Source organism: Calditrichota bacterium, assembly GCA_013152715.1.
In the GTDB taxonomy this organism is placed as follows: Bacteria; Zhuqueibacterota; Zhuqueibacteria; order Thermofontimicrobiales; family Thermofontimicrobiaceae; genus 4484-87.
Genome location: JAADFU010000023.1, coordinates 1 through 13,341, shown reverse-complemented (window position 1 = coordinate 13,341; position 13,341 = coordinate 1). Strand labels below are relative to the sequence as shown.

The 13,341-nt window shown below is 44.6% G+C and carries 6 protein-coding genes; 3 read left to right on the top strand and 3 right to left on the bottom strand.

Annotated features, from left to right (window positions below; genetic code table 11):
* Positions 1 to 335: 335 nt before the first annotated feature.
* The 3 genes from GXO74_02080 to GXO74_02070 all read left to right on the top strand — a co-directional run bounded on the left by GXO74_02080 (position 336) and on the right by GXO74_02070 (position 7,292).
* Positions 336 to 2,873 carry a DUF2817 domain-containing protein gene (locus GXO74_02080; protein ID NOZ60445.1) on the top strand — a complete coding sequence of 846 codons (2,538 nt, stop codon included), beginning with the start codon at positions 336 to 338 and terminating at the stop codon, positions 2,871 to 2,873.
* The gene (locus GXO74_02075; protein NOZ60444.1) at positions 2,866 to 3,855 is read left to right on the top strand and encodes an ABC transporter ATP-binding protein; all 990 of its coding nucleotides are present in this window, start codon (positions 2,866 to 2,868) and stop codon (positions 3,853 to 3,855) included. The genes GXO74_02080 and GXO74_02075 overlap by 8 nt, the downstream gene beginning before the upstream one ends.
* A gap of 500 nt (positions 3,856 to 4,355) precedes the next feature.
* Positions 4,356 to 7,292: a T9SS type A sorting domain-containing protein gene (locus GXO74_02070; GenBank protein ID NOZ60443.1), complete on the top strand. Its 2,937-nt coding sequence runs from the start codon at positions 4,356 to 4,358 to the stop codon at positions 7,290 to 7,292.
* Positions 7,293 to 7,385: 93 nt separating this feature from the next.
* Here GXO74_02070 and GXO74_02065 read toward each other — a convergent pair whose 3' ends face one another.
* From GXO74_02065 to GXO74_02055, 3 genes are all read right to left on the bottom strand, one after another.
* Positions 7,386 to 8,366: a hypothetical protein gene (locus tag GXO74_02065; protein ID NOZ60442.1), complete on the bottom strand. Its 981-nt coding sequence runs from the start codon at positions 8,364 to 8,366 to the stop codon at positions 7,386 to 7,388.
* A 499-nt stretch (positions 8,367 to 8,865) separates the two neighbouring features.
* Positions 8,866 to 11,943: a T9SS type A sorting domain-containing protein gene (locus GXO74_02060; protein NOZ60441.1), complete on the bottom strand. Its 3,078-nt coding sequence runs from the start codon at positions 11,941 to 11,943 to the stop codon at positions 8,866 to 8,868.
* 556 nt (positions 11,944 to 12,499) lie between these two features.
* Positions 12,500 to 13,341, bottom strand: an 842-nt coding sequence (locus GXO74_02055; GenBank protein ID NOZ60440.1) for a hypothetical protein, incomplete at its 5' end; no start/stop codon positions are given.

The window sequence follows — 13,341 nt, the reverse complement described above, 5'->3', positions numbered from 1 at the left end:
TATTTTTCAAAATTTTCACGCGTAACGTTTAACCTGATAATAATCAAGAGATTAAATTATTAATTTCTTTTAAAAAAATGACCCAAAATGAATTTTTATCCGTTAAAATTAGCGGAAATGCAGAGAAATCTCTCAATTATGAATTTCAATTTGAAAAGAAAGGAATGCAGTTTTGAATGATTTCTACCCCCGCACACTTATTTTTTTTCCGCTAATTTTTCAGAAAGGTGAAATGCTTGCTTTCGTGAGGAAAAAATTTTCAAATTGGCAAAAAAACATTTGATTTTTTGGATTTTTCATGTTATTATTAGTCTATCACCAAAAGGAGAAAATGAATGAGGTTCCGGTTACTTGTCTTCGTTGTCATTCACTTTTGTGCTGCTTTTTCTTTGTTCGGTCAATCCCGCGAGTTACAAATTTACCGTGTTTGCGTTACGGATGTGCAACAAATCGAGACATTGCGTCAGTTCAATTTTGCAGTGGCAGGTACAAATTTCGGCCGCTGGGTGGATTTGATCTGTTCGGACGCTGAAGCAAAACTGATGCAAGAAAAAGGATTGTCCGTTGAAAAAATCAGCTCGCTGCAACCACAGGAATCAGAAGGCGCAGCGTTGGATGGATTTCACAATTACGCTGAAACCAGAGAATTTCTTCACCAAATCGCGCGCGACTATCCTGCCATTACGCGACTGGATTCATTGGGTGCTTCCGTGCAAAATCGCGGCCTGTGGGCGCTGAAAATCTCCGACAATCCCGACGCAGATGAAGACGAACCCTGTTTGCTCATCGAAGGCTGCATCCACGGAAACGAAAATCATGCGCTGGAAGTTTGTCTTTATTTTATTCAATACATGGTAGAAAATTACGGCGTCAATCCTGAAGTCACCCATTGGGTGGAAAACAGAGAAATCTGGGTCGTTCCGCTGGTAAATCCGGACGGTCACGAAGCGCAGCGCCGCTATAATGCCAATAACGTGGATTTGAATCGCAATTTCGGCTATTGGTGGGGATTTACTGCTTCGCGTTACGGGTCGGCGCCTTTTTCCGAGCCGGAAACTCAGGCCATTCGAGACCTTGCCCTGCGCATCAAACCTTACGGCTCGCTGGCGTTTCACACTTCCGGCAGAGTAATTTTGTATCCCTGGGCTTACAGATCAACTCCTGTTGCGCCGGACGATGCTTTGTTTCAGGAAACTGCCAGGGAATTAGTTGATTCCATCAATGTTGTTGATCCCAGTATTCAGTACGATTTTCGCCGGTCAGGGACGTGGTACTGGCATGGCGGCGAACACAACGATTGGATGTATTCGCAGTACGGCATGCTCTCTTTTACCATCGAACTCATGACCAGCCAATCCGCGCCGCCTTCGGAGCATGAAAATGAGGTTGTTTTGCCGGCGTTCCGCGTCATGCTTCGCCGGCCCGAGCGAGCAGGCATTACCGGAAAAATCGTCGCTGCTGCGACGGGCTTGCCGCTCTCGGCGACGTTCAAAATAGACGAAATATTCGACGCGGAACAGTTAGTTCCTCGCGTCAGCGATTCGCTCACTGGTAGATTCATTCGTTTTTTGCCTCAAGGAAATTTTACTTTCGAGACGCACGTTCCTGGTTACACAAAATTTGTGAAACCAATTACTATTGCCGCCAATGATACCATACGCGTTCTCGAGGTATTTCTTGAAAAAGGCGCTGATTTGGCATTGAAAAATAGCATGACTTACGACAGCGGGGAAGGTTCTATTTTTCCCAACGGCATTCTCAACCGCGGAGAAATAGCTCAATTGAATTTGAAAATAGAAAATATTGGATCCCTTGCTTCAGAACAAGTTCTGGGGACTTTGACGAGTGAGTCCCAGGATTTGACGTTGATCGAAAATGATCTTTCGTTTGGTACAGTAGCCGCCGGGGAAGAAAAATTCGCTACATCGCCGATAACGGTATCGGTCTCTGACCAGGCTTTACCCGGGCAGAAAATTCCGCTTGAGCTGCAACTTCGCGATCTGGCAGGAAATCAGTGGACGCTTTCTTTTGCCCTACGTGTACAGGGCTTTTTTGACGATATGGAAAAAGAAGGCCGCGATCAGTGGACGCACCACACTTTTGGCGACTCGCCGAATTCACACGACGACTGGCAGTACGGAATTCCCGGCGGCGAAAGCGGCGATCCCGGATTTGCTCATTCGCCGCAATTTGTCTGGGGAAACGATTTGGGCTCCGGGAGTTGGAACGGCGCTTACCAGAATAATCAGCACAACTATTTGCAAATGCGACCGCTCAATTGCCGTGGCTGGCAAAATGTTTATTTGCAATTTTATCGTTGGCTCAGAATCAATAGCGGTGACGAAGCTTACATTACTGTAAATGGTCAAATTGTCTGGACAAATTATCGCAATGAAATCAAAGATCGGAATTGGAATTTTCAGCTCGTTGATATTTCCTCTGTCGCTGCGGATTTGGACAGCGTTGTGATTCAATTTTGCCTGCAATCTAACAATTCCGGCGCCAGCGGCGGCTGGACGATTGACGACGTCATGGTTGACGAGCAAATTCTGCTTTTAGTGAAACCAAACCAGGTAGCGGTTGCGCCTGAAAAGTATCAACTTTTGCCAAATTACCCGAATCCATTTCACGATGTGACGCAAATTCATTTTTCGCTCTCAAAGCCGGTGTTGGTTGATCTCGCGGTATTTAATGTTTTGGGACAGAGTGTGAAAACTATTGTGTCGAGCAAATTGCCGGCGGGAAATTACCTTTTTCCCTGGAACGGCACGGATGACAGAAATCATGCCGTGAGCACGGGTGTCTATCTCATCCAGCTAAAAGTCGGCCAGCAGGTGTTTTCCAACAAAATTATGCATGTGCGCGATGAATAAAATCGAGAAAAGCCGCCTGCTTGAAATACGTCATTTGCGCGCGTTTTTTGACAGTTACGAAGGAACAGTTAAAGCCGTTGACGACATCAGTTATTGTGTGGCAGAAAAAGAAATCGTCGGCGTTGTCGGCGAATCCGGCTGCGGCAAGAGCGTGATGGCTTTGTCGTTGCTGCGATTAATTCCAAGCCCGCCGGGCAGAATCGTCTGCGGAGAAATTTTCTTCCGCGGAGTCGATCTGCTCAAATTGCCGCAAAAAGAAATGCGTAAAATTCGCGGCAATGAAATTTCCATGGTGTTTCAGGAGCCAATGACTTCCTTAAATCCCGTGTTTACCGTCGGCGACCAAATCGCTGAAGCGATTAGTCTGCATCAGCATCTTTCCCCAAAAGAGTCCCTCAAAAAAAGTATCGAAATGCTGCGTTTAGTTGGCATTCCCAACGCAGAAAAACGTGTTCGGGAATATCCCCACGAAATGAGCGGCGGCATGAAACAGCGCGTGATGATCGCCATGGCACTTTCCTGTCACCCGAGTCTGCTTATCGCTGACGAGCCCACTACGGCGCTGGACGTGACCATTCAGGCGCAGATTTTGGAGTTGATGCTGGACATGAGGAAGAGATTCGGAACAGCTATGATTTTGATCACTCACGATTTGGGCGTGATCGCAGAGACTGCGGAACGCGTGATTGTGATGTACGCCGGCAGGATCGTGGAGCGCGCCGGAGTGAAAGAACTATTTCAAAATCCGGCTCATCCGTACACGCGCGGATTGCTCAATTCGGTTCCGAAATTAAACGCTGCAAAAGAGCGAAAATCCAAATTATCTGCAATTCCCGGCACAGTTCCCAATTTGATCGATTTGCCGCAAGGCTGCAAATTTCACCCTCGCTGCTCACAAGCCCGACCCATTTGTCAGGAAAAAGAACCCCGATTAGTGGAAATCTCGCCAAATCACTTTTCCCGTTGCTGGTTGAATCAGTAACTTCTTGCCAAGTGTTTTTACCTCAAATTTTCTTCAAAAAAAATATTTTTTAATTCTGGTATAGTATTTGACTAAATAATAGCGAATGGCTTTTGCAACTTTATTCCTCAATTTCGCAATCTGTCATTTCTACAAAAAATATTTCCATTGTCAAATTGTAAAACTTTAATGAAAATCGAAAATTAAGCCATAACAAAATGTTAACAAAATTGAGTCTAAATCTTTGTTTTTCTGTCGAATTGCCAATAAAGCGATATGAAGGATTGTAAATTGAATTCTGTTTAGCGAAAATGGCAATTGCATTTTGAAATTGTGCACAACAAGGATGAATAGAAAGGACGGGTGCCATGCGTGGCGGGAAGCGTAGTCGGTGGGTATTTTTATTGATAATTTGGCTTGCGTGTTTGACAACAAATGCGAAGAGTGAGCAATTTATTACAGAGATTAAGTCAAATTCGTTTCACATAATTAAATTAGGTGATGGCTTTCATGAAATCAGAATGGAAGCTTTTGGCAATCTACTCACACCGGGCGAGCCGATGCTTCCTGCGAAGACTTTTATGATCGAGTTGCCTGAAAATGCCGACATTTTGTCGGTGGAAGTCGTTCCGGAGGGAGAGTTTGAAATCAATGGTGAGTTTCAAATTCGGTCAGCGCCATTGACTTTGCCCATGGTAGAAAGACAAGCCTTGATTGACGAAGCAAAATCAATTTATAAAAAAAATAAATCCATTTTTGAAATAGATTCTTTTTTTCCTGAAAAACCCGCCTGGATGGTCGGAGAAGGTAGTTATCGAAATGTGAGGTTTGTGCGAGTGATATTTGTGCCATTCGCTTTCAATCCGATTCAAAAAAAGTTAAAATATTTTCCTCGTGCACAAATCATCGTCAATTACAGAAAATCAACGACCTCGGCGCCGACCCTTGCAAAAGAGATCCCAAATAAGCAAGGTGGCAAAATTCTGTCATTCGAAAAATTGCGTCGCCAGTTTGCGTCCAAAAAGTATCCTCTCCCCGACGGTAGTTCAGCGAATTATGTAATAATAACAACGGCGGCACTGGAGAATACTTTGGCTTCTTTTGTCAATTGGAAGCAGAGTCTGGGCTATTCTGTGGCTATTGTTTCAATAGAATGGATTTTTGACAATTACAACGGCAGTGACCTGGCAGAGAAAATCAGAAATTTTTTAATTGAAAAATATAGTGACTGGGGCCTTGAATACGTGCTTTTGGTTGGGGATGTCAACGACGTCCCCATGCGTATCTGCTCGCCGAAAGCAAATTCCACGAGCGAAAATACGCCGACTGACTACTACTACGCTGATTTAACCGGTGACTGGGATGCGGATAATGACGGCAAATTTGGCGAGTACGGAGAAGACAATCCGGACTGGGTGCCGGAAGTGATTGTCGGGCGCATTCCCTGGAGCGATGCCGGCACAGTAGAAAATATTTGTGAAAAATTAATCGCCTTTGAAGGCGAGCAAGGTGTCTGGAAAAAGAACGGACTTTTGTTGGGCGCGATGAGCAATTACGCCAATGAAGACGGCAAAGGCTGGTCCAAAACCGATGGGGCAGCACTGATGGAAATCCACAAAACTTTGCTGGAGAACGCAGGCGGAAACGCCACAACAATGTACGAGCGCGCCGGAATAGATTCCAGCAGTTTTCCCTCAGATCAGGGTCTGACGCACAATCACGCGATCAATGAATGGAGTTCCGGGCACTACGGCATTGTTAACTGGTGGGCTCATGGCAGTTCCGGTGGCGCTTATCGCAAATATTGGGCGTCTGACGACGGAGACAATGTTCCCGAATCCAGCGCCGGCGAGTTTAACTGGAGCGCGATAATCACGACTTCGGATTGCAATTCTTTGAATGATTCGTATCCGGCGATCATTTTTGCTAATTCGTGCGACAACGGATATCCGGAAAGAACCAGTCTCGGCAGAACAATGATCAGACGCGGCTCTGCCGGAATTGTTGCTTCCAGTCGCTTGTCGTGGTACACCGTTGGCTGGCAGCATCAAAATCATGGCGGGAATGCGTCGATTGATTACTTCTTTTTCCACTATTTGATTGATCAAAATGACAAAGTCGGCGATGCTCTTTTCGATTCAAAAGTTTATTACGCCAATCATTTTATGTTCCAGTCATGGGGCTGGGTTTGCTGGCAAAATTTATTCGATTTCAATCTTTACGGCGACCCGGCGCTAATTTGGCAGGGAGTGCAAAATCAGCAGCAATTTTACTCAATTTCCGGTGGCGTTTACTACCAAAATGGCAGTTTGCCCATTGCAGACGCTCAGGTTGCATTATCCGGCGGGACGACTTTGTCACAAAAGACAACGGGCGCGGGCACGTTTGCATTTTCTTCGCTCCCCGGCGGCCTTGATTACACAGTAACCGTTTCCAAATCGGGTCAGCTTGACGAAACAGCGATTTTAGGATTTGACGCTTCGCTCGCGGCTCGCATTGCCATGGGGATTTACGCCAATCCCACTGAAGAAGAACTGCTGGCAGCCGATGTGGACGAAAACGGCCAAGTGCAGCTCTACGACGCTTCTCTGATTGCGCAGTTTGCCGTAGGCATTCCTATTGGGGGAGGCTCTCATGTGAGTGACTGGGTTTTCAAGCCCTCGAGCAGAAATTTCCAGCAGCTCAGTGGCAATTTTGCCGATCAAAATTTCACTGCCGTTCTCATCGGCGACGTGGACGGAAATTGGGAGCCTGGCTATTTCATGGCAAAAGTGAACAACTCAAAAGAAATTTATCCCTATCTGGAAGACATGAAAGTTGCAGCGGGAGAAGAATTTATTGTGCCGTTGAAATTGGCCGGAATCGAGGAAGTATTCTCATTTGACGCAGTGATTCATTTTGACAACAAATTATTTCAGCTCAAAGCAGTCAATTCCAAAATTCAATCGGATCAATTACAGCTTTTCAAAAATGACAACGGAAAAGGGGTATTGCGCCTCACGGGTTTTTCACCGGTCGAACTGAATGGGGAAGACCAAGCCATCGAGCTCGTTTTTCAAGCAGCGGAACAACCGGGCGCATCGGGAAATATTTCCGTGGAAAGTTTTCGCCTCAACAATTCTATCGAAATGAGTGCCGAGGCAAATATTCGCATTATCGCCAAAAAGAAACCACTGCCGACAGTTTTTGCTTTGAAGCAGAACTATCCCAATCCTTTCAATCCGACAACGACGATTGCTTTTGATTTGCCGCAGCAAGCAAAAGTAAAACTGGTCATTTACAATGCGCTGGGGCAGAAAATTCGCACGCTTTTGGATAAAGAAAGTCCTGCCGGAAGTCATCAAATTTCCTGGGACGGAAAAAACGAGATCGGGGAGAAGGTTTCTTCCGGTATTTATTTCTACGAGATTCGCGCGGGTAATTTCAGGCAAGTGAGGAAGATGTCACTGTTGAGATGATTCACTAATTTGCGTAGTTGCTATTTTCAAAATATGAAATCGGCGAATTCCTATCTCCCAGGGTTTGCAGCTTTGCAGGAGTTCGCCGGTTTTTTAATTTTTATTACTTGTTATCTGTTCTAATAAACTTCGATAATAAACGTAATTCTCGAAAGAGATATCTTTGCGAATACGACCATTTGCTATCGGAACAAAACCGCCACTGGCAATGAGTTCAGGTACTTTTTCTTCTATTTCTTGACGGATAGTGGCTTTATCATATCGTAATGCGTCGACATCGATACCACCAATAAGGCGCAAATCATGACCGAATTCTTTGCGTAAATCTCGATAATCCATGGCGATGCTATTTGTCTCACAAGCCCATAAACAATTGAATCCATTTTTCAAAATATTGGGGATTAATTTTCGAATATTTGCATAAGTCCTTAATATTATAGTGTCGATCCCATGTTTATTGGCAATATCTAATATTGGGTGGTAACTTTTTAGAATAAACTCCTCATACATCGTTGGTGAAATTAGCGGACCTTCGTTTCCGGCGATTGGTTCACTAAATATAACTGCATCAATCTCAATATCCTGTAAAACTTCATCCAATAATTTCGCTGTAAACTCACCTTGAATTAGCATCGCTTCCCGCACGAATCCCGGATCATCAAGCAGCAATGATATGATTTCTGTGAATCCTCCCCAGTTATGTACTCCCATTGACAAGAAAAAGCCCCGATGCACTCTAATAAATATGATATGATCTTTCTTTTGCCACAGGCGTATCTTTTTTTGCTGTTTTCTCCAAAATCGAGATAATTTTTCCGAATTAAGGTGATTTCTTAATTGGGATAGTTCTTCAAGCGAAGTAGGCCGGTTAGGTAAAGTTGAAAGCAGATCACAATCCAATTCAACTTCATGCGAATGGTCAATTTTAAATAAATCAGAAATATCTGTTTTTCGGGACAAGCCTTGCCGATACCAGGATTCAATAACATCTTTGCGAATACCTTCTTCAAGGTAAGGTACGCGATCAGGTGTGCCAAAGTGCATTGTTTCATGGAATCGTTGACGACTTGTCATGTAAACTTTCTAACTAAAAAGTTTTTAAAGCCAATCTGGCAATATTTATCTCTTCTTCCGCGCGTTTTGTGGCGTAAAAATTAAGATAGAATATTATATCAAAAAAAACCGCCATTGTCAAGCAAAAATACGGAAAATTAGAAAATTACGCTCGAGATTTTTTGGCACTTTCGATTCCGAGCTTACCGTATTGACATTATCGCAACTGAATATTTCTGACAAGAGTTTCGAGTTTTGCGTTTCGAGTTACGAACTGTTGAATGGAAGTGCGATCGTTTAAATAAAATTACGTTTTAGTGCAAAATAATACAAGATAGTTCAGTTATTTTAAAATTAAACTTAAATTAGTTAATTTATATTTGTATTTCCCGAAAACATTCTTTTAAAAATTGATTCTCGAAACTACAAACCCGAAACTCGAAACTATAAATTTCTGATTTAAAAGCTACTAATCGCCTGGCAAACAAACGCTTGCAAAAAAATCATTTGAAAAATAGCTTCATCGCAAAAGCAGCATTTTCTTCACCGCTGTGAAATCATTCGCTTTCAATTGAAACAGATAAATGCCGCTGGCAACTGGTTTCCCACTTTCGTTTCTGCCGTCCCAACGAATTTTGTGATAACCCGGCTGCTGAAAGTTTCGCATTACATTGGCAATTTTTTCTCCCTGCACATTAAAGATAGTAATTTCAACATTCGAAGCCCGGGGAATTCCGTATTCGATGGTTGTTTCCGGATTGAAGGGATTGGGATAATTTTGACTCAATGAATAATCTTCGGGAACGATCTTTTGTTCATTTTTTGAAGTAACGGCGCTAGGTAAAATTACTTCTCCGGTGACGGCATCTATCAACACGGAAAAATCCGTATCAAGATACTGAATTAGCCAGACTGCGGTCCCTGCAGGGACGTCGTAACTTTCGCTTTGAAAATTCTTTGTCAAAAATCCTTGCACAGGTACATTTTCGCCACGATAAGCGCTGCCTCCATGAGCATCGGCAATAGACACGGCCTGACTGCTGTTCATCCAATTAGTTGGTAAAGCATCTTGGGAGGCAAACGGGCTACCGTTGAACGGATAAACAAAAACTACCTGACCCGCAATAATCTGATAGCTGATAAAATCATCTTTGTTGGAAGAGTAATAGCTAAACAGCCAGCTATCCGACGATCTGCCTTGTTCATCTAACGAGCCAGTATTGTTCATCACGAATGTTAATTCTGCGTCTGGCGCAAATCCCTGAGCACAGAAATTTGCCGCTTCAAGATTAAAGCGAGCATCAGTTGCTACGTCTGTTTTAGTGGAGAGATGGGCGCCTGAAACAGCATCGATAAAAATGAACATGGTTGTTTCGCTGTAAGAACCGTAAACAAATCTCCAAACCGCTTTTGAGGGTCTGCCGTAATATTCCAGCATATTTTTTGAAGTATTTCCCACCATTATTGCGTTAGGATTTCGGGAGCGATAAGCACTGCCGCCATTGGCTTCTGCTGCCGCCGTGGCGACGTCGCTGTCGATCCAGTTTTCCGGCAGCGCTTCATTCGATGGCAGTCGGGCGCTTAAATTTTCACTTGAAATGGGTCCGGCAACCATGGCATAAAAAATTCGGCCTGTGTTTTGGGACGGAGAATAATATGAATATGCCCAAATCGAGCTTTTGCCATCCGGTGGCAATGGCGACCCGGGACCGACATGAATTAAAACAGCGTCAGAAGCCCAGTTTTGCGCTTCCTGATTCGCATCTTGTAATCTGTAACGTGCTGTAAATTCAGTAGTTGTAGTATCAGGTTTAATCAATTCGCCTGTCACTGCGTCGATGAGAATCGACAGGGGATCCGAAGTGGAAGAAGAATAATCTATCCACCACGCGGCGGAATCGGGCAACTGGGGATAAAAGCCTCTCGACACGCCTGCTGTCACCCAGACGTCGCTATTGGAATTTCTGTAATCGCTCCCGCCATTTGTTTCCGCAACTGCCGTTGCCGCATCACTGTCGATCCAATTTTTCGGGAGAGCCTTACTTGTCGGTAGTGGCCAGTCAGGATCGCGTTCTGCGATTAACTGCCCATTTGAAAGGAAAAATAATTTCCCCGAATCTAAACTGGTTGAGAAGTAATAAAAGAACCACGTTTCCGTTTTTCCGTCAGGCGTTAAATCACCCTGATGTTGACCGACCATTCCTAATTGCGCATCCGAAGCCCAGTTTTGCGCTGCTTGCTTGGCAGCGTCCAAATTGAATCTCGCCGTAGTCGGGGGACCTGTCGGAGGATTTATGGGAATAAACTCGCCCGAAAGCGCGTCGATCAAAATGACAAGGTCGTCGTCTGTGCCTTGATCCCAATAATCGATCAGCCAGACTGCCCTTGCCTCAGCGCTAATCGAATTCTGTCTGGGAAATGTAAGTTTTTGTCCGAATATTTTTTTTGTCCGGATTGGCGCATCTTCACTCAAAGCACCGGTTTTGCCCAAATCGATCCAGAATAATTGCGCCATAATTTCAGTTACAGCATGACTATTAACAAAATCAAGTCCGCCATGAGCGTTTGCTGTATCTGCCGCAACATCGCTGTCAATCCAGCCATCGGGTAAAGCAACCGCATCCGGAGGCAAGTCTTCCTCGACTCCCCAGACAGAGATAACGCTTGTGGCAATGAAACTAATTCCTTTTTGCTCGGAAGGCGACATATAAAAATACATCCAGAGAATCGCACTGCCATCGGTCTGAAAGCCCTGGGCGCCAACTGCGGCTAAAAACGCATCGGGAAACATTGTGGTCGCAAAGGTTTCAGCCAGTTCAATATTTTGTCGAGCGGTCGTAGTTTCTGGGAGGCGCAGCTCCATATCAATTCCGGATATTAGCTGGCCTTCCGCAACGGAAATACTGTCCGGGATTGTGTCACCATTCGGATCGTAAATTCCCATCGGATCGCCTTGATTGAACATGTCGGCTTCGCCGTCGCCGGAGACATCCTTGACGGTGATCGGGAAATACGTTCCCGGCTCCACGTAAGAAATCGTGTACGCGCCGGTGGACGGATCGACAACTGCGCCCGACAGCGGCGCGCCTTCAAATAAATCCGGAAACAGCGCGACCAACGCGCCTTGTAACTTGCCGTTAGGAAAAGTTACCGTGCCGGAAACAGAGCCGGTGGGAAGTGTTGCGCCGGTAGTAAAGGTGACCACCGCCGGCTGATCCAGCGAATCGCCAGCCTGACTTTTTGCCGCTAATACGCCAAAAAAATATCTCGTATCAGGAAATAATCTAATATTATGGAGCCGGACAGTTTTCAAGTCGGCGCTGAGACTGACGCTATCCGGCGGAGACAGCAGGCTGTCTTCGGGAATTAATAGATCGAGAAAGAAATCTCCGGGCATGGGGAAACGGGCGGAGGTATCGAGAGCGGCGCTAAAGCTAATTTCAAAAGTCACGACGCTATCGACTTTTGTTTCGCCATCAGCGGGGGACATAGAAACAACTGAAAGTTGGCATCGTCCGGATGAAGCAAATCCCAGCATGTGAATCATTATCAAAATCACCACCAAGGAGAACCAGGAAAAATGTTTTTGCTTCCTCATTTTGTGTTCCTTTCTTTTAGTAATTTGATTTTTATGTGAATCAAATGAAATAGACATTATTAAAAATAAATAGGGTAATGTCTGTCAGCCAATCCACAGATATGCCCATGAAAATCAGTGCAAAGTCATTTAGCGTTTTTTAGAGCGAACTCGTCGCTTGATTTATTAGTACATCAACCTCTTTTTTTGGGCAAAACGACCGAAGTGTTTTTTAGGAGGGGGTCATCTGCATGATTTGATCAGTTCAGCAACGATTGCGTTTAGCGCGCACAATTGCGCGAATCAGGTCAAATAAGAAGGGTGCGAGAGGATAACAGAGCGTCAGTGAGCGCTCTTGCAAATCGTTAGTAAAACCATAATAGTATATTAAAAAAAATAGAAATTGTCAAGTAAAAAATATAAAAAGAGGAAATTGCCTGACTTACATGCTATTCGAGAATCAGAATAAACGCGTCTGGGCTCCTGCCAGATCATGTCTGATTTTGTGACCAGCGAGACACTGAAATCCCAGGATGCGGCGGAATTTCTGTCGAAGACACAGCCAGACACAGTCGAGCTAATACAAATGGTTCAGTATTTTTTTCATATTCGTCTCGCTAACCGCAGCGTCGTAAAAATCCTTTACCGTCGCGTCGCGAAAAGCCGGATTGGGGGATTGCAGTCTGGCGTATGCTAAATTTTCCTGGTTCACAAAATTTTTAATCGGCGTCACTCCTTCGTATTCGGAAAACGGTTTCTGGTAAATATAGCCGTCGCAAAACATCTTCAGTTTAAAATTGTCATACCCGTATTTATAGAAACTTGTTGCCGATGGAAGTTCGCCAAACGGAGAGTTTGTTACGTCAAATCCCACTCGCCGGTGGGCAGGAGGAATTTCGCGCATCACAACATCAATAATCCCATCGACCGGATAAACTGCTTTTTTGTCATACCCGTCTTGGGATACCCAGGGAGAGTGGAGAAAGATTGTGATCGCCCTTTTGCCAATTTTGTCGTAAACGAAATTGCCCATGCGCCTGGTTTCGAACCGAATAAATTTTTGATTTTTGACATCGTAAATAGGCTGGTAGTATTCCGTGAACGCATGGTGAATGCCGCTGTACACAAGCGCTTTTTCCCCTTTTGCAATCACTTCTTGCAAAATTTGCTGCGCCCATAAATGTTCTCCGCCTCCGCGCCACACTTTTTTCTTAATTTCGTCTTTGTCACGATCTTCTTGCGTTTTGATCACGCTCCAATCGGGAGAGTCATTCAACCCGAGTATCCTGAACTTTCTGCTGTCTGCCGGCAAACGATGATTTAATTGCCAGGCTGCGCGGAAAATATCCACATATTCCTGGTATCCCCAACGCACAAATTGCAAAAAGGTGATTTTTTCGGCTAATTTTTCATCGTATT